The organism is Gilliamella sp. App6-5 (genome assembly GCF_001690525.1).
Classification (GTDB): domain Bacteria; phylum Pseudomonadota; class Gammaproteobacteria; order Enterobacterales; family Orbaceae; genus Gilliamella; species Gilliamella apicola_H.
Window position 1 is genome coordinate 135,274 of the sequence record NZ_LZGT01000038.1, and the last position, 18,854, is coordinate 154,127.

The 18,854-nt window shown below is 34.8% G+C and carries 15 protein-coding genes and 1 pseudogene; 7 read left to right on the plus strand and 9 right to left on the minus strand.

The window, feature by feature from the left end:
* Positions 1 to 9: 9 nt before the first annotated feature.
* The 4 genes from mrdB to miaB form a co-directional block, all read right to left on the minus strand.
* Positions 10 to 1,119 carry a peptidoglycan glycosyltransferase MrdB gene (gene mrdB / locus A9G24_RS04810; RefSeq protein WP_218056218.1) on the minus strand — a complete coding sequence of 370 codons (1,110 nt, stop codon included), beginning with the start codon at positions 1,117 to 1,119 and terminating at the stop codon, positions 10 to 12.
* Positions 1,119 to 3,056 carry a penicillin-binding protein 2 gene (gene mrdA, locus A9G24_RS04815; RefSeq protein ID WP_065638009.1) on the minus strand — a complete coding sequence of 646 codons (1,938 nt, stop codon included), beginning with the start codon at positions 3,054 to 3,056 and terminating at the stop codon, positions 1,119 to 1,121. Before mrdA ends, mrdB begins: the two co-directional genes overlap by 1 nt.
* A gap of 18 nt (positions 3,057 to 3,074) precedes the next feature.
* Positions 3,075 to 4,097 carry a PhoH family protein gene (locus tag A9G24_RS04820; RefSeq protein WP_065638038.1) on the minus strand — a complete coding sequence of 341 codons (1,023 nt, stop codon included), beginning with the start codon at positions 4,095 to 4,097 and terminating at the stop codon, positions 3,075 to 3,077.
* A gap of 331 nt (positions 4,098 to 4,428) precedes the next feature.
* A complete protein-coding gene (miaB, locus tag A9G24_RS04830; RefSeq protein WP_065638011.1) occupies positions 4,429 to 5,856 on the minus strand; it encodes a tRNA (N6-isopentenyl adenosine(37)-C2)-methylthiotransferase MiaB in 1,428 nt (475 codons plus the stop codon).
* Positions 5,857 to 6,313: 457 nt separating this feature from the next.
* On the opposite strand from miaB, the gene A9G24_RS04835 reads away from it, so the two are divergent.
* A complete protein-coding gene (locus tag A9G24_RS04835; protein ID WP_065638012.1) occupies positions 6,314 to 7,549 on the plus strand; it encodes an N-acetylmuramoyl-L-alanine amidase in 1,236 nt (411 codons plus the stop codon).
* Positions 7,550 to 7,592: 43 nt separating this feature from the next.
* Here A9G24_RS04835 and rsmG read toward each other — a convergent pair whose 3' ends face one another.
* Together rsmG and mnmG are read right to left on the minus strand one after the other, a co-directional pair.
* Complete coding sequence (gene rsmG / locus A9G24_RS04840; protein WP_065638013.1) at positions 7,593 to 8,192, minus strand: 16S rRNA (guanine(527)-N(7))-methyltransferase RsmG; 600 nt, start codon at positions 8,190 to 8,192, stop codon at positions 7,593 to 7,595.
* Entirely contained in the window at positions 8,170 to 10,062 is a 1,893-nt protein-coding gene (gene mnmG / locus A9G24_RS04845; protein ID WP_065638014.1) for a tRNA uridine-5-carboxymethylaminomethyl(34) synthesis enzyme MnmG, read from the minus strand. The genes rsmG and mnmG overlap by 23 nt, the downstream gene beginning before the upstream one ends.
* Before the next feature lie 886 nt (positions 10,063 to 10,948).
* Between mnmG and hda the strand changes: the two genes are divergently transcribed.
* Positions 10,949 to 11,632 (plus strand): DnaA inactivator Hda, encoded by a 684-nt coding sequence (hda, locus tag A9G24_RS04850; RefSeq protein WP_065638015.1) that lies wholly within the window; start codon positions 10,949 to 10,951, stop codon positions 11,630 to 11,632.
* A gap of 1 nt (position 11,633) precedes the next feature.
* Positions 11,634 to 12,413: a Cof-type HAD-IIB family hydrolase gene (locus A9G24_RS04855; RefSeq protein WP_065638016.1), complete on the plus strand. Its 780-nt coding sequence runs from the start codon at positions 11,634 to 11,636 to the stop codon at positions 12,411 to 12,413.
* A 24-nt stretch (positions 12,414 to 12,437) separates the two neighbouring features.
* Here A9G24_RS04855 and A9G24_RS04860 read toward each other — a convergent pair whose 3' ends face one another.
* The 3 genes from A9G24_RS04860 to tusB all read right to left on the minus strand — a co-directional run bounded on the left by A9G24_RS04860 (position 12,438) and on the right by tusB (position 14,512).
* Positions 12,438 to 13,544 (minus strand): anhydro-N-acetylmuramic acid kinase, encoded by a 1,107-nt coding sequence (locus A9G24_RS04860; protein ID WP_065638017.1) that lies wholly within the window; start codon positions 13,542 to 13,544, stop codon positions 12,438 to 12,440.
* 4 nt (positions 13,545 to 13,548) lie between these two features.
* Positions 13,549 to 14,112, minus strand: a complete 564-nt coding sequence (locus A9G24_RS04865; protein WP_065638018.1) for a Sua5/YciO/YrdC/YwlC family protein — start codon at positions 14,110 to 14,112, stop codon at positions 13,549 to 13,551.
* 118 nt (positions 14,113 to 14,230) lie between these two features.
* Positions 14,231 to 14,512, minus strand: coding sequence for a sulfurtransferase complex subunit TusB (gene tusB, locus A9G24_RS04870; protein WP_065638019.1), 282 nt, complete (start codon positions 14,510 to 14,512; stop codon positions 14,231 to 14,233).
* Between the two features lie 128 nt (positions 14,513 to 14,640).
* Here tusB and tsaE point away from each other — a divergent pair, with 128 nt between their 5' ends.
* The 4 genes and pseudogenes from tsaE to miaA all read left to right on the plus strand — a co-directional run bounded on the left by tsaE (position 14,641) and on the right by miaA (position 18,664).
* Positions 14,641 to 15,117: a tRNA (adenosine(37)-N6)-threonylcarbamoyltransferase complex ATPase subunit type 1 TsaE gene (tsaE, locus tag A9G24_RS04875; RefSeq protein ID WP_065638039.1), complete on the plus strand. Its 477-nt coding sequence runs from the start codon at positions 14,641 to 14,643 to the stop codon at positions 15,115 to 15,117.
* Positions 15,118 to 15,180: 63 nt separating this feature from the next.
* Positions 15,181 to 15,885 (plus strand): annotated as a pseudogene (locus A9G24_RS04880) (N-acetylmuramoyl-L-alanine amidase); the annotation flags it as partial.
* Positions 15,886 to 15,905: 20 nt separating this feature from the next.
* Entirely contained in the window at positions 15,906 to 17,756 is a 1,851-nt protein-coding gene (gene mutL, locus A9G24_RS04885; RefSeq protein ID WP_065638021.1) for a DNA mismatch repair endonuclease MutL, read from the plus strand.
* A complete protein-coding gene (gene miaA / locus A9G24_RS04890; RefSeq protein WP_065638022.1) occupies positions 17,753 to 18,664 on the plus strand; it encodes a tRNA (adenosine(37)-N6)-dimethylallyltransferase MiaA in 912 nt (303 codons plus the stop codon). Before mutL ends, miaA begins: the two co-directional genes overlap by 4 nt.
* Positions 18,665 to 18,854: the final 190 nt, after the last annotated feature.

Here is an 18,854-nt window from a genome sequence, read left to right on the forward strand (position 1 = left end):
TAAATTCCGTTAAATATTTTTAGATAACATATATCGATGTGTGTGAATAGACATCATAATGCCAAAACTTGCCATTAATACGACTAAAGAAGAGCCACCATAACTTATTAGCGGTAATGGTACACCAACTACTGGTAAGATTCCACTGACCATACCTATATTAATAAACACATAAACAAAAAACACTAAAATTAGCCCACCCGATAAGATTCGCCCAAATGTGGTTTGGGCTTGCGTAGCAATAATAAGCCCACGAATAATTAAGCATAAAAATAGAATCAATAAAACAATGGATCCAACAAAACCAAACTCTTCAGCAATAACTGAAAAGATAAAATCGGTATGTCTCTCTGGTAAAAATTCAAGTTGCGATTGTGTGCCTTCAAGCCAACCTTTACCCCATATACCGCCCGATCCAATTGCTATTTTCGATTGAATAATATGATAGCCAGCCCCACTTGGATCAAGCTCGGGGTTGATCAGCATTAATACGCGTTTTTGCTGATAATCATGCATTAAAAAGAACCACATAATCGGTAAAAATATTGCTATAAAAATGAGTGCAACAAGAATATAGCGCCAGTTCATGCCTGCTAAAAAGATAATAAAAATGCCTGACATGACAATCAAAATTGCGGTACCTAAATCGGGCTGCATCGCAACAAGTAACGTCGGTACACCAATAATAGCGAGTGTTTGTAAGGTGGTGTTTAATGGTGGCGGACATCCATCACGATGAATGAATTTAGCAACCATTAATGGCACCGCTATTTTGGCGATTTCAGAAGGTTGAAACCGCAAAATACCTAAATCTAACCAACGCTGTGCGCCTTTACTGGTATAACCAAAAATATCCACTAACAATAGAATCAAAATACAAATAACATATAGATATGGAGCCCACTTTTCATAGGTTCTGGGTGAAAACTGAGCCAGTACAATCATTACAATAAATCCAAGCAATATTTGTATTACTCGTTTTTGTATCATATCAATACTTTGCCCAGTTGCACTCCAAAGAATATAAAGGCTATAAGCAAGCAATAATGTAATAAATAAAAAGAATAGGGGATCAATATGTATTTTTTGCCAAAAACTCTTTTTGATATTATTCATCATTAGTCCTCTGTTCCTGTATTGGGTGATAGTTCATCTAGCTCTGTTGAATTATTACCAACAAGGTAAAAATCTAAGATTTTACGCGCTACCGCACCACCGTTTGAGCTTCCACCCCCACCATTTTCTAAAACAATGGCTAATGCAATTTTTGGCTTATCGTAAGGAGCATAAGCAATAAATAATGCGTGATCACGTAAATGCTCAGGGATCTTATGGGCATTATAAATTTCATCTTGTTTCAAACCGTAAACTTGCGCGGTACCTGATTTACCTGCTGCCTGATATTTTGCATCAGCATAAATCTTACGTGCCGTTCCTCGTGCCCCAAACATAACACGGTGCATACCTTCTTTAGCAAGTGACCAATAAGTTGGGTTGACATCAACTAGGCTATTTGTTTCGATATAATTTTCAGGATTAACTATTGGTTGATGTTCATTTAAATTTAAAATATCACTCTTTTTATATAATAAAAAATGTGGTGTGTAAGTTTTACCATTATTGATCAAGGTCGTTAATGCTTTTGCCATTTGGATTGGGGTTGCCGTCCAATAACCTTGACCGATACCAACTGGAATGGTATCGCCTTGTAACCAAGACTTTTTATGGCGCTTCATTTTCCATTCACGACTCGGCATAACCGCACGAGTTTCTTCGTTTGGTGATATATCAATACCAGTTCGCTCACCATAACCAAATTTAGTCATCCATAAATTTAAGCGATCAATCCCCATATCATAGGCAACTTGATAGAAGTAGGTATCAACTGATTCTTCAATCGCTCTTAATACATCAACGCGACCATGCCCCCATTTAAGCCAGTCTCGGTAACGTCGTTCAGTGCCAGGTAATTGCCACCAACCGGGATCGTTAACCACGCTTTTTGGTGAAATAACACCTTCACTTAAAGCCGCAATAGAAATAAAAGGTTTCACTGTCGAAGCGGGCGGATAAGCACCCAGTAAAGCCCGATTAAAAAGAGGCTTATTTGGATCTTTAAGCAATTCGCTATATTTACTACTTGATATCCCGCCTACAAATGGATTGGAATCATAGCTTGGGCTAGAAACCAAAGCTAAAATCTCACCATTATTCGGATCAATAGCAACTACAGCTGCTTTACGTCCAGCGAGTAATTGCTCAATATAAAGCTGCAATTTAAGGTTAATAGATAAATAGATATCCTCGCCTGCTTTCGGTGGGTGCTGATTAAGTTGTCGGACAATACGCCCTCGGCTGTTGACTTCAACCTTTTCATAACCCGGTGTTCCGTGTAATACGTCTTCGTAATACCTTTCTATCCCCATTTTACCAATATTAAAAGTTGCCACGTAATCGCTGGTTTTATTTTCATCATCTAAACGCTGTTTATCTTGACTGTTAATTTTAGAAATATAGCCAAGAATATGAGTAAGAGATGCACCATAAGGGTAGTAACGATGCTGTATATCGGCAATTGAAACATATGGAAACCGATGCTGATCAACAACAAAACGAGCAATTTGTTGTTTGGTTAAATTATCTTTTAATGGAACGGGCCTGTGCGCTTTATAATTACGACGTTCTTTTTGGAAATTTTCAATATCTTCATCAGTTAAATCGACAATACTTTTTAACTGTTCAAATTGTTCATTGAGATTTTTTATCTTATCGGGAATGATATTTAATTGATATGTAATATTATTAATGGCTAATGGGGTACCATTACGGTCATAAATCATGCCGCGATTAGGTGGAATAGGAATAATTTCAATGCGATTATCATTGGATTTTGTGCTGTAATAACTGTAATTCAAAATCTGTAACCCCGAAAGGTTAACCAGCAAAATAATAATTAAAATAATAATAACAACAAATGAAAATAACGCTCTGCGAAAAAACAACGTTGCTTCTGCTGAATGATCTCGAATGTTCGTTCGCTTTTTTTTGCTTGATATAGAGATAATAGAACTCCTCTAAATACTTTTTTCTGTTTGTGGCTTATGTTGCTGTTCTTCCCATTTTTCATAAGCGTTAACAATTCTAGCAACCACTGGATGACGCACCACATCTTCACTATTGAAAAAATTAAAGCTAATTTCTTCAACTTGGCTGAGTACTTCAATAGCATGACGTAAACCCGATTTTTGATGATGAGGTAAATCAATTTGGGTGATATCGCCAGTGATGACCGCTTTTGAATTAAAGCCAATACGGGTTAAAAACATTTTCATCTGTTCAATAGTCGTATTTTGGCTTTCATCAAGAATAATAAACGCATCATTTAGCGTTCGTCCACGCATATAGGCGAGTGGTGCCACTTCAATCACGCTTTTTTCAATTAATTTTTCGACTTTTTCAAAACCGAGCATTTCAAATAAAGCATCATAAAGTGGACGTAGATAAGGATCGACTTTTTGGCTTAAATCACCGGGTAAAAAGCCCAATTTTTCACCAGCTTCAACAGCAGGTCGAGTTAACACAATGCGACGAATTTGTTGCTTTTCAAGCGCATCAACCGCAGCAGCTACTGCTAAATAGGTTTTACCTGTTCCAGCAGGCCCTATCCCAAACGAAATATCATAATCTAAAACATGCGCAATATATTGTGCTTGATTCGCGGTTCGGGGTTTTATCAAACCTCGTTTAGTTTTAATCGCCACTAATTTTCCGCCTTGATGATCAATATAAGCAGGTAAGTGTTCACTGACCTTTTCAAGCACACCGGTTTCTTTTATTGCTAAATGAATTTGTTCGGGTTCAATGTCAACAGTTTTACCTTTTATTTTGGTTTGTTTATAAAGAGACTGCAAAATATCGACAGTCGCTTGCACACAAATTCTATCGCCAGTTATTGCAAATAAATTCCCACGGTGATTAATTTCAATACCTAATCGACGCTCAAGTTGTTTAATATTGTCATTGTAAGGACCACAAAGACTATTGAGCCGCTGATTATCAGCTGGTTCAAGCATAATTTCATGTGTCGTAATATTCAAAGATAAAACCTCTAATAAATTAGTTTTAATTACTAAAACGCTGTTCACATAGAGAACAATTTTCAACGTCTTTAAAAAAATCCATTTTACATTGATGACAAGAAACAATGTTTCCATTAACAACATTATCTACTGCATTTGTTGATTGTTTTTCATCGTTAGTAATATTTTGTTGTGAGCAACAATTTGGACAATTAAATTGTCCAAATTGTTCGTTAACTTCTCTATCTACGAGTTCCAAAAATAATAAACATATTTTCCTTTCTATCCTTTATTTAATTATTTTCTAAGTTTTATTATAAAAACTAGCTAAATATTTTACGTTTCACTTTTACGGTTGATAGATCCCAACGCCTAAATCATTTTCCTTTCGGGTTCGTGATATCACTGACATTGGTGATTCGCTTACACGTAGATCCATTTCATCTTCGGTTCTAATCACTTTTCCTCGTAATGAATTTGGATAAACATCAGTAATTTCAACGTCAACAAACTTGCCAATCATCTCAGGGCGACCTGCAAAATTAACAATTCGATTATTTTCTGTTCTACCGGTTAATTCCATAAGGTCTTTTTTGGATGGACCTTCAACTAAAATACGCTGAACAGTATTTAACATACGACGGCTAAATTGCATAGCTTGCTGATTGATTCGTTCTTGAAGAATGTAAAGGCGTTGCTTCTTCTCTTCTTCTGATACATTATCTTCCATTTCAGCAGCGGGTGTACCTGGACGTGATGAATAAACAAAACTATAACTTAAATCAAAATTGACATCAGCAATTAGTTGCATGGTTTGTTCAAAATCTTCTTGTGTTTCGCCTGGGAAACCAACAATAAAATCCGAACTAATTTGAATATCAGGGCGCACTTTACGTAATTTTCGAATAATGGATTTATATTCAAGCGCGGTATGTGTACGTTTCATTAAGTTTAATACACGATCTGAACCACTTTGTACTGGCAAATGTAAAAAATTAACTAGCTCTGGTGTATCACGATAAACGTCGATAATATCATCTGTAAATTCAATTGGATGACTGGTTGTAAAACGAATGCGATCGATACCATCAATGGCTGCAACTAAACGTAATAATTCAGCAAAGGAACAAATATCACCATCAAATGTTGGTCCACGATAAGCATTAACATTTTGACCTAATAAATTAACTTCACGCACACCTTGTTCGGCCAGTTGTGCAATTTCATAGATGACATCATCACAAGGTCTGCTAACTTCTTCTCCTCGAGTATAAGGAACCACGCAATAAGTACAATATTTATTGCATCCTTCCATTATAGAAACAAATGCGGTTGGTCCTTCGCTACGAGGCTCTGGCAGGCGATCAAATTTTTCAATTTCAGGAAAACTAACATCGACAACATGATGATTGTCACCACTGCGAATCTGTTCAATCATTTCAGGTAAGCGATGAAAAGTTTGCGGTCCAAAAATAATATCTACAAATGGTGCACGTTTACGAATTTGCGCACCTTCTTGCGAAGCAACACAACCACCAACACCAATGATGATATTTGGATTATGTTGTTTAAGGTTTTTCCAACGACCTAATTGATGAAAGACCTTTTCTTGGGCCTTTTCTCGAATAGAGCAAGTATTTAGTAATAAAATATCCGCTTCTTCGGCATTGTCTGTTAATGTTAAACCATGGGTGGATTCAAGGAGATCTGCCATTTTTGTTGAGTCATACTCATTCATTTGGCAGCCCCAAGTTTTGATATGTAATTTTTTGCTCATCAATAACTCAGCTATATTTAATTGTTAAAATGAAAACGGGTTTAAATCCGCGATTTTAGCGAGCCATATTGTAATCCTTTGTAGTTATAGGGTCTATAATAAAATAAAAAATGGCAACGCAAAACGTTAGATAGGCCTTTTAGAATTCCTAAAAATACTGTCAAGAAGTTTTAGGTAGATATGTGTTTTAGTATAAAACACTTTTTCAGGTCTTTTTTAGATGTTTTGTGATTTGTGCTATTATGAAATATACATATCTAATGTTAGGACAAATAAAATCAAAGTCATAATGTCATATAATTATTTATTAAATGCTAATTGAGCTATAACATTAAAAATTGATGCGTTATTGATTAAAAAAGTGGGTGAAGATAAGAATCATTCTTTTTAATATCTTTATAATTTATGTTATTATTCGCGATTAACTCATATAGAAAATAAAGTGTTTAGATTAAATATGTCAAAAACATTTAGTCCTACAAAGCGCCTATTAGTTAAAGGTATTATTGCGACTTGTTTGTTATCTGTCACTCGTATAGGCTTTGCTGCAAAAATGGCACAAGTTATTGCTGTGCGTGTTTGGCCATCATCAACCTATACAAGAATCACTTTAGAATCAAATATCAGATTAAAATATAAACACTTTCTATTGAGTAATCCAAACCGAATCGCAATTGATATTAACAATATTAATTTAAATCCAACCTTAAAAAATATTTCTTCAAAAGTATTAAAGCACGATCCCTATATTAAATCGATACGCGTTGTTCAACGCGATCCTAAAACAGTGAGAATATTGATCGAATTAAAACAGGGCGTTAAACCTAATACTTTTACTTTAGCACCGATAGCGAAATTTAAGCATCGTTTAGTGATGGATCTTTATCCATCTAAACCAGCTTCCACCACAGATGATGATCCTTTACTTGCACTTTTAGAAGAGTATAAAAAAGGTGATCTCAATAAAAAACAATCTGAGATCAAAACACAAACGAATAAAAATAAAAATGCCCCGATTATCGTGGTACTCGATCCTGGACATGGTGGTGAAGATCCTGGCGCTATTGGCTACAATAAAACACGTGAAAAAGACATTGTTTTACAAATTGCACGTCGTACTTATAATTTACTTAAGAAAGAGCCAAATATAAAAGTCTACATGACACGTAATGAAGATGTGTTTATTCCTTTAAAAGTACGAGTTGCTAAGGCACGATCTTTACATGCCGATCTATTTATTTCTATTCATGCTGATGCGTTTGCTAATCGTTCTGTCGGTGGTTCCTCTGTTTTTGCATTATCAACACGTGGGGCAAGTAGTTCCGCCGCAAGTTATTTAGCTCAAACTCAAAACGAAGCAGATCAGATAGGTGGCGTGAGTCGCAGTGGCGATAAATATTTAGATGATACTATATTAGATTTGGTCCAAAAAACAACGTTAAGTAATGGTGTGTTACTTGGTAATGCTATTTTAAATCGAATGAAAAAAGTTAATAAGTTACATAAACCATCACTTGAAAAAGCAGGCTTTGCAGTGTTAAAAGCGCCCGATATTCCATCTGTTTTAGTCGAAACAGCCTTTATTAGTAATGTTACTGAAGAAAAAAAATTAAAGACTGCTTCATTCCAAAATCAAGTATCTAAATCAATTGTTGATGGTATTAAAGATTATTTGAAAAAACGTAAACATTAATATTGTACAAAAGTTTCAGAAAAACCTGTGTTTTAGTATAAAATTATTGAATAATAATCAAACATCTTTCAGCATCTAACCCTGGTATAGTTAATTTGATATTTTGTTTAAGCGTAAAACCTTCAGGAATAGGATCGATATCACTTCCTTTTAACGCATAAAAAGATCCTTGTTGATCAGGAAGGTGCTTGCACCAATTAAGCATATCTTGCAAAGAAGCAAAAGCCCGGCTAATAATCCCATCAAATTTTTTATCGTTATATGCTTCGATTCGGCTTTGTATTGGGCTAATATTTGTTAGCTTTAATTCAAACTGTACTTGCTTTAAAAAGCGAATACGCTTACCTAAACTATCAACCAAATCGAATTGTTTATCGGGGTTAATAATCGCTAATGGAACGCCTGGTAAACCAGGACCTGTTCCTACATCAATAAAGGTTTTGCCAGTTAAATAAGGCGATACAACTAAGCTATCCATAATATGCTTAACTAACATCTCGCTCGGATCGCGCACAGCTGTTAAGTTGTAAGTTTTGTTCCATTTGCTTAGCATCTCAACATAATGGATCAATTGATCTATTTGCGATTCAGAGATCGAAAGATCCGTTTGATCAATTAGATTAGTGAGTTTCTTTTTTAACATAATTTTTCTTTTTTAAATAAACTAATAACATTGAAATAGCGGCTGGTGTAATACCAGAAATACGCGAAGCTTGTCCTATAGAAACCGGTTTATGTTGCTTTAATTTCGCCACCACTTCATTCGATAATCCAGATATTTCGGCATAATCAATATGCTCAGGAATAATCGTTTCTTCATTGCGCTTTTGACGTTCAATTTCTTCTATTTGCAGTTTAATATAACCATCATATTTTACTTGAATTTCAACCTGTTCGGCAGCTTGTGGGTCAGATAATCCAGGTGCAAATAATGAAAGTGATTTCAATGTGCTATAACTCATTTCAGGTCGTTTAAGTAACTCTTCACCATTGGCTTCTTTAGTCAAATTAGCACTTAAAACAGCATTGACTTCATCGATACTTTCAATATGAGGATGTACCCAGATATCGCGTAACCGCGATCTTTCTTGCTCAATAGCATCAAATTTTTCATTAAAATGACGCCAACGGTAATCGTCGACCATGCCTAAATTACGACCAATTTCAGTTAAGCGAATGTCGGCATTATCTTCACGTAACATTAAACGGTATTCAGCACGCGAGGTAAACATGCGATAAGGTTCGTTAGTACCAAGTGTACAAAGATCATCAACTAGCACCCCTAAATAAGCCTGATCGCGACTTGGATACCATTGATCTTGATCATATGCAAAGCGTGCTGCATTTAAACCTGCAAGCATTCCTTGTGCTGCCGCTTCTTCATAGCCTGTTGTACCATTGATCTGTCCTGCTAAAAAGAGACCTTTAATCACTTTACTTTCAAGTGTTGGTTTAAGATCCCTTGGATCAAAATAATCATATTCGATCGCATAACCAGGTCTTATAATGTTAGCGTTTTCTAATCCTTTCATGCTGCGCACAAATGCAAGTTGCGTATCAAATGGTAAACTTGTTGAGATCCCATTTGGATAGATCTCATTACTATCTAATCCTTCTGGTTCTAAATAGATCTGATGAGAATTACGATCGGCAAACCGCATGATCTTATCTTCAATTGATGGACAATATCTTGGTCCTACACCTTCTATAATACCGGTGTACATAGGGCTGCGATCTAAATTAGATCTAATAATATCGTGTGTTGTTTCATTAGTGCTGGTGATATAGCAAGGGATCTGCTTAGGATGTTCATTTGCATTACCTAAAAATGAAAATACTGGAACAGGATCATCGCCATATTGCGTGCCCAATTTTGAAAAGTCAATGGTTCTAGCATCAATTCGCGGTGGGGTACCAGTTTTTAATCGCCCCATCCTAAATGAATATTGATGTAGTGATTTTGATAAACCGATCGAGGCTGGATCGCCAGTGCGACCACCACTATAATTATCAAGCCCTATGTGGATCTTTCCATCTAAAAAAGTACCGGTTGTTAACACAACCGCTTTGGCTTTAAAAGAAACACCCATTTGAGTTTTTACACCAATGATCTGATCGTTTTCAATGATCACATCTTCAACGGATTGTTGAAACAACATTAAATTTTCTTGGTTTTCAAGTGCTGTTCTTATTACTTTTCGATAGAGAGATCGATCCGCTTGTGCACGTGTAGCCCTAACCGCTGGACCTTTGCTACTATTTAAGATCCTAAATTGGATCCCCGATAGATCGATAGCATGAGCCATTAATCCACCCATTGCATCAATCTCTTTAACTAAGTGTCCTTTTCCTATACCACCAATGGCTGGATTACAGGACATTTGTCCTAATGTATTGATATTATGGGTTAAAAGTAGTGTTTTTCGTCCCATTCTTGCTGATGCCATTGCGGCTTCTGTTCCTGCATGACCGCCACCAACGATGATGACATCAAAAAGATCTGGATAAAACATAAAAAAGCCTCGTATTTATTTTTTGTAAAGATGATCGCTAATTTAGATCGGGAGATTTGGTTTATTTAGCGTAGGGAATTTTACTCATCTTTTTGATTACGTCAAATGATCTATTATGATCATCATTTAAATTAAATAAGATCTTTTAGATGATCTTTTTATTTTTATTATTATTACAGTGGATCCTTTTTGTTGATAACTATTTTTTATAATTATTTTATAGGATCTTATCGATCATCTAATTCTGTTAATTGATCGGATCTTTTTACATTTAAACTTGTTAATAACTATTCTCTTTATCCACAGTTGATTTATTGATTAAGGTTATTAATGTTATGATAACAGCTTGTGACCCTAATTGATCACAGAGTTATCCACAAAAAATAAATCTGTTTGCTTGATTTTTTATCTTTTATTGGTTTTATTTTATACTTGGATGAAAGATCTGTTATTAAATAATTTAATCATGTTTCTATCTTTGTAATGTTATTTTTTAATTTATTTTATATTTTTACTTGGAATGTTTTTTGAATTTATGTCTAGCTTTAAGTCAAAAGCAGCATAGTTATTAGATTTAACCGAATAAAAATTATTTTTCAGATGAAAATAATTTATTTTTTATAAAAAACGACAGTATGATAAGTTATTACATAAAGATGAGTATAAAATAATGCTATAAAAGTCAGGAAAAGGTTCAATAAGTTACGAGCAAATTAGTCGATAGATTCAGTTTTGCCTTATTATGTGATGAGTTTTATTTGTACAACTAAAGTACACATTAAATAATTTAAAGGGTAGGATATTTCACTTTTCTATAAAAGTGATTGATTTTTATAAAAGCAAATTTATACTTAACATGATTATGTTTTTATTGTGAGGTTCGTTTATTACTCTTTCGCAGCTACCTTTACCTTTTTCATTACCCAATAATGAAACTTTTGATAGTTTTTATGTCGGTGATAATCGATTATTGTTTGATTCATTGCAAATCTTATTAGGTAAAGAAGGGTTTAATATCTTTTATATATGGTCGGCTAGCGCTGCGGGTCGGACTCACCTTTTACATGCATCAAGTCAAAATAAATTAGCTAGTTATATTCCGCTAAAACAGTATTATCATCTTGTACCTGAAATTTTGCAGGGATTAGATCATTATGATTTAGTCTGTTTAGATGATATCGATGCAATAGCAGGTCATAGGGATTGGGAAGAAGCTATTTTTGATTTATTTAATCGTTTAACTGAAAAAAACGTGAGTAAATTATTGATAACAGCAAGCGCACCACCTAAACAAATTTCTTTTATATTACCTGATTTGGTTTCTAGGCTATCTTGGGGGCAGGTTTATCAATTAAAAGAGCTTAGCGATGATGACAAGCTTAAAGCCTTACAATTAAGAGCACAATTAAGTGGGTTTGAATTATCAACAGAAGTTGGGTTATTTTTATTAAAACGTGTTAACCGTGATATGCGTACACTGTTTTCTTTATTAGAAAAGTTTGAAGTAGCAACGCTTGCACAACAACGTAAATTAACCATTCCTTTTATCAAACATATTTTGGATTTGTAATATGAGTCAAAAACCTGAAGCTATTGTTTTTTTTGATCTAGATGGGACATTATTTAATAGCCAAATTGATGTATTACCCAGCTCTTTTGAAGCTATAAAAAAATTAAAACAAAATAATATTACACCAATGATTGCAACGGGTCGAACACCCTGTGAAGTGGTTGATTTAATGGAAAAGACTCAAATTGAGTCGATAATTGGTATGAACGGGCAAGTTGTTTTATATCAAGGCGAAAAGGTCTTTACTAATGATATTGATAAGGGCGTTATCGATCGTTTGTATCAATACTCTAAACAGCAAACAGGTATTCCGTTGTCTTTTTATAATCACGAAATTATGCGAGTGTCGCAAAATAGTCAACCCACTAAAAAATTTTATCATTTCTTAAAAGAACAAGTTCCGCCTGTTGATGATCAGATTTATTTAAAATCACCTATTCAGATGCTTTTATTACTTTGTGAATCAGGTGAGGCGCTTTATCGAGATATCTTCCCTGAATTAACCTTTATTCGTAATACACCTTACTGTGTTGATGTTTTCAATCACGGTGGTTCTAAAGGTTATGGTATTACTCAATTGTTAAAAAATAAAGGATTCACTGATGTGCCAACCTATGCCTTTGGTGATGGCATGAATGATTTTGAAATGTTCTTAACCGTTGATCATCCTATTGCTATGGGTAATGCGGTTGATGAATTAAAAGCGCAAGCTGAGTTTGTTACAGAGACTAATGATAACGATGGAATAGCTAAAGGGTTACAACATTTTGGATTGATTTAATCAAAATTTGTCTGTATTTTTAGTTTATTGATAATAAACTCCTAAACAAACAGCTTGACTTGCGCCTGTTACCTCTGGAATGTTTGATGGAATATTATTAATTCGACAATAAGCAAGCCAAGCAAAGGCTATTGCCTCCATATCGTCTCCACTTATACCTTTTGTATCGGTCGTTAATACGGCCCATGAGGGTAATAAAGCCGATAATCTTTGCATAATTAGTGGATTTTTAGCACCTCCACCACAAACTAAAAGCTCACAAGGTAATGTGCTTACTATAGGTAATTTATTCATTTCATTGGCAATGGATAAAGCGGTAAATTCAACGAGTGTTGCTTGAATATCTTGTGCTTTTAAATGTGTTCCAGCTAATTTTTTATAGAGCCAGGATAAGTTAAATAGTTCTCGTCCTGTACTTTTGGGAGCGGGTATTTGAAAATAGTCTTCTTGATATAAAAGATTTAATAAGTCTTGGTTTATTTTACCTGTTTTTGCCCATAATCCGCCCTTATCATAGTTTTTACCTAAGTGCTCTTTTATCCAACCATCCAGTAATACATTACCTGGACCAGTATCATAACCTAGGATGGTTTGATTGGGTATTAATACCGAAATGTTACTCATACCGCCGATATTTAGTACCACGCGATTTATTTGTGGATCTTGTAGCACTGCTTTGTGAAAAGCTGGAACAAGAGGCGCACCTTGTCCACCATAAGCCATATCTTTACGACGAAAATCAGCAATAGTGGTTATACCTGTTTTTGCGGCAATGATATTGGCATCACCAATTTGTAAGGTAAAAGGATTATCACCATTTGGTGAATGGTAAATTGTTTGTCCGTGACAGCCAATAGCTTTAATTTTTTGTTTATCAATATTATTTTCTTTTAAAAACTGATTTATGCTATCAGCAAACAGTTTGCCAATTAGGTGATCTATCTCACCTAAATTCTGTAATGTAGTTTGTTGGGTTTCACATAATTTTAGTAAATGCTGTTTTAAATCGGCGGGCATTGGATAGCAGTTGCTAGCTATTGATGTGACATTTTTTGCGGTAATATTCACCAAAGCAATATCAACTCCATCCATGCTAGTACCTGACATCACACCAATATATAAATTTTGCATAAAGTTACCCTTGCCGAATTATTTGGCCAGTTTTGATGTCTTTTATTTCCGATGGTTGTGATCGATGACCTGTTACACCATCTAAAATAGGAAATTCTTGGCCAAACTGTTTGGCGACTTCGATGGCTGTTTTGCAAGGATTATGAGCAGAAAGATTAGCACTGGTTGACACTATCGGTTTGCCATAAAGATCACAAAGCTTACAAACTAAAGGATGATTGGTGACGCGTACTGCAATGGAATCAAATTTTCCAGTCAAAAAATAAGGCGTATTTTTATTTTTAGGAAAAATCCAAGTAACCGGTCCAGGCCAGTTAGTAAGCGCTAACTGTTTTTGCTCATTAGTGATGGCTAATTCATCTATATAGGGAATTAGTTGTAGGTAATGGCTGGCAATTAAAATCAAGCCTTTATCTATTGATCGTTGTTTTAGTTGTAATAACTTTAATACGGCTGATTCGCAATCTGGATCACACCCTAGACCAAAAATGGCTTCAGTTGGGTAAGCGATCACTTCACCATTTTTTAAGCAATTATTAATTTCGGATAGTGTTAATAAATTAGCCATTAAATTTGAATATTAACTGAGTACAAGTGATATTTATATTAAACCTAGGTTTTAGGTTTTGCAAATTAGCATGATTTAGCTTTTAAATGGTGGTAATAATGAATGTCTTAGTCTATAGTCATTCCCAGTTCATTTGTGGAAAATGGTTAGCTGTAAGTTCAACAACTTGTTGCATATTAATAATTTTAAGCCTTGAATCGATAATATTACTTAGTCCACGAGCTTCAATATCACTGTTGATGATATAACAATGTTCGGTTTTATGGATAATATCATTTAATAATGGATTATTTTGTATCGCCAGAACAACGCCATTTTGCCAGAACAATACGGCATCTTGATCTGATATTAATTGTGGGTTTATGGTTGAATGATTTGCTGTCGAGATTGTATGTAGCATTTTTTTCACTTTTTATACTAAAACGTAGGGTTTCCTGAAAGTTTTTTACAAAATTAAGGGTACCTTGTTTGGTACATCTTTAATGGTTATTAGTATATAATAAGAACTATTTATTGAACAAAGAATTCATCATGAATCCGATTATTTTAACCAATGAGCAACAAACAATTTTGTTTGGTAGTAAAATTGCCAAACTGTGTTTAAACTATTTGTCCAAGCATGATGATACTATTGTTATCCATTTAATTGGCGATCTTGGTGCAGGTAAAACGACTTTTAGTCGTGGTTTTTTACAACAATTAGGTCATAAAGGTAACGTAAAAAGTCCAACTTATACATTAGTTGAACCCTATCATTTTGAAAAATTTTTTGTTTATCATTTTGATTTGTATCGACTTTGCGATCCTGAAGAGCTGGAGTTTATGGGGATTCGTGAATATTTTGCTTTGAGATCAATTTGTTTAATTGAGTGGCCAGAGCAAGCAAAAGGTATTTTGCCTAGTGCTGATCTTGAAATTCATTTGGCTTATTTAGCACTTGAGCGCACCGCTTTTGTGCAAGCAACAAGCGAAAAAGGTCAAACAATTATTAATTTATCACAATAGAAGTAAACAATAAAAAGACGAATGAAAAAATTAATTACTATTTTTATGTTATTGCTGCTTTGTAGCTCTGTTTATGCAGCCAATATTGTGGTTGCCGTCGATGCGGGCCATGGCGGTAAAGATTCCGGTGCAATAGGAAAAAATAACTTATATGAAAAAACAGTGACGCTTTCAATCGCCAAAAAGCTCACTACTTTGCTAAATAAAGATCCCAGTTTTAAGGGAGTATTAACACGTAGTCGCGATAATTTTATCTCTGTTTTGCAGCGTTCGGAAATCGCCCGTAAAAATAGAGCTAATTTATTAGTTTCAGTACATGCTGATGCTGCGCCAAATAGGGAGGCTACAGGTGCTTCGATCTGGGTCTTGTCGACTAAGCGAGCTGATACAGAATTGGGCAGATGGCTTGAACAGGGCGAAAAACAATCAGAATTATTAGGTGGAGCTGGTGATGCATTAAGCGACGATCATAATCCTCACTTAAGCCAAGCGGTATTAGATCTACAGTTTTCTTATTCTCAACAAGTGGGTTATGAGTTAGCAACACAAGTATTAAAAGAAATGAAAAAGACAGTAAAACTACATAAATCTGCCCCAGAATATGCAAGTTTAGGCGTATTACGTTCGCCAGATATCCCGTCAATTTTAGTTGAAGTTGGTTTCATTTCTAATCAAGGTGAAGAACGCTTGCTAAGTAGTAATGTTCATCAAGATAAGATAGCGAAAGCTATCTATCAAGGTATAAAAAATTACGTTAAACAAAATCCAAAATTTGGGGAACAACATTAATGGCAATTCATATCCTTTCTCCCCAATTAGCCAATCAAATTGCTGCTGGTGAGGTGGTAGAACGCCCTGCGTCTGTTATCAAAGAGTTAGTTGAAAATAGCCTTGATGCGGGTAGTACTCAAATAGATATTGACCTTGAGCAAGGTGGTTGTAAATTAATTCGTATTCGTGATAATGGTTGTGGTATTGCTAAAGATGAATTAGCGTTGGCACTTGCTCGTCATGCGACAAGCAAAATCAGTACGCTAGATGATTTAGACGCAATTATTAGTCTTGGGTTTCGTGGTGAGGCACTAGCGAGTATAAGTTCGGTTGCTAGATTGACATTAACTTCACGTACTGCTGAACAATCCGAAGCATGGCAAGTTTATGCTGAAGGACGGGAGATGAAGCCGATGATTAAACCTGCAGCTCATCCAGTAGGATCGACTGTCGAAGTACTTGATCTGTTTTATAATACACCGGCAAGACGTCGTTTTTTAAAAACAGAAAAAACTGAGTTTATGCATATCGAAGAGTTTGTTCGGCGTATTGCACTTGTACGACCTGATGTTACCTTTAATTTACAACATAATGGTAAATTGGTTAAGCAGTATCGTTCATCCACCCTTGAAAAAAGAGTCGAATTGGTGTGCGGGCGTGCATTTATGCAAAAAGCTGTCAAATTAGATTGGCAGCATGATGATTTACTCATTCAAGGTTGGGTCACCAGTAGTGAAAGTAGTGATTTGCAGTATTTTTATGTTAATGGGCGAGTGATCAAAGATAAATTACTTAATCATGCACTGCGTCAGGCTTACATCAGTCGTACTAATGAACAACAAAGTTATGTGGTATTTTTACAAATTGATCCAAAACAAGTTGATGTTAATGTTCACCCAGCCAAACATGAAGTCCGTTTTCATGAAGCAAGACTGGTTCATGATTTTGTCTATCAAGCGATTGTGATGGCCCTTGAATCAGATTTATCTGTAACAGAAGAAAAAGTCACCATAACACCTAATCGACAAGCAGCGGGTGAGAATATTTTTAATCAAAAAACGGCTGCTAATTCTTATCAAACCTGTAGTCAATTATCGAAAAAACCAAGCAATTATGCTAAAGAAAATGCGTTGTATGGCAAGTTAGTCAATGTTGCACCTTTCCAAGAGACAGTGCAATTTGAGCAAAAACAGTCATTCTTATCGGCAGAAGAAAATGAAATAACTGAACCACAAAAAGCAGTTATTGAAGCATTATTTCCTAAAAGAAGTACGCCACTACAAGCATTACAACAGCAACTTGATAGCTCATCATTAGTACAATTTGGTCGAGTATTAACGGTTATTCAGCCTGATATTGCATTACTTGAAAAGTATGAAGATAACCAGCAAAAATTGATGTTGATGAAATTACCTATTGCTAAGCAAAAAGTGACTGCTATTAAATTATTATCACAAGATTCTGAAAAATTGCTTATTCCATTAACCATTTTAATCAATCATCAAGAGCAGCAAGTGCTTTCCAGTTATCAACCTCAGTTGAATTTTTTGGGTTTTGATTTTTATATTGATAAAGCAAAATTGTATTTGCAAAATGTTCCTAAAATGTTGCGCACTATGAATTGGCAGCAATTATTACCTGCTTTAATTGCTTTTATATCAGATTCAAAAAATGGAGAGTTAGATCCTACACAAATAGCGGCTTGGTTAGCTAATCAGTATGATGATAATCGCACTATGATATGGAGTGTAGCTAAAGTCATTCCGTTACTTGCTCAATTAGAAGAGATGGATATTAATCTATTACAACAAGAATCATTTTTATATCCGATTGATATACAATCTTTAACTCAATCAATTTTATCATGAATAAACCAAAAATTATTTCGTTAATGGGACCAACGGCATCTGGTAAAACGGCATTTGCTATGGCGCTTTACGATCGTTATCCTATTGATATTATTAGTGTCGATTCCGCTCTGATTTATCGCGGTATGGATATCGGTACCGCAAAGCCAACTAAAAAAGAACAACAAAATTATCCACATAAATTGATTGATATTTGTGATCCCTCAGAGAGTTATTCAGCCGCTAATTTTAGGCAAGATGCGATTGTAGAAATTGAAAAATCACTAAAAACAGGACGAATTCCATTGTTAGTTGGTGGGACAATGCTTTATTTTAAAGCTTTAATTGAAGGGCTTTCACCGCTTCCTGCTGCCAATTATGAAATTCGTGAACAAATAGAAGAAAAAGCCAATAAATTAGGTTGGCAAGCGATCCACGAAGAACTTAAGAAAATCGATCCAATTTCAGCTGAAAGAATTCATCCTAACGATCCACAGCGCCTTAATCGTGCTTTAGAAGTCTATTTAATCTCGGGTAAGAGTCTAACGGAACTGACAAAAGAAAGCGGTGAAGCATTACCTTATGATATTATGCAGTTTGCTATTATGCCGCAAGATCGGGCACAGTTACATAAACGAATTGAACAACGTTTTTTACAGATGCTAGATCAAGGCTTTGAAGATGAAGTAAAACTGCTTATGCAGCGATCTGATTTGCATTTAAATTTGCCTTCTATTCGTTGTGTGGGGTATCGCCAAATGTGGGAATATTTAAATGGTGATATCAATTATGATGAAATGGTTTTTAAAGGTATCTGCGCTACTCGTCAATTAGCCAAACGACAAATCACGTGGCTGCGTGGTTGGAAGCAACCTATCACATGGTTAAATAATGATAATATGGACTCAATTTTCCAAAAAATATTATAAGTATTAATTTTTATAGTGGGAATAATAGTATACAATTATAAATTGTATTGTTGGTAAAATTATGTACATTATTGTCAATAATTTAGTATTTTTTTATTTTTTTAGTTTAAATTTATTAAAAATTTAGTTATTTGTGCATAAATTTTAGTTGATCGGTTCAAGAGAAGCTCTTTTTATGTTATTTTGGTAG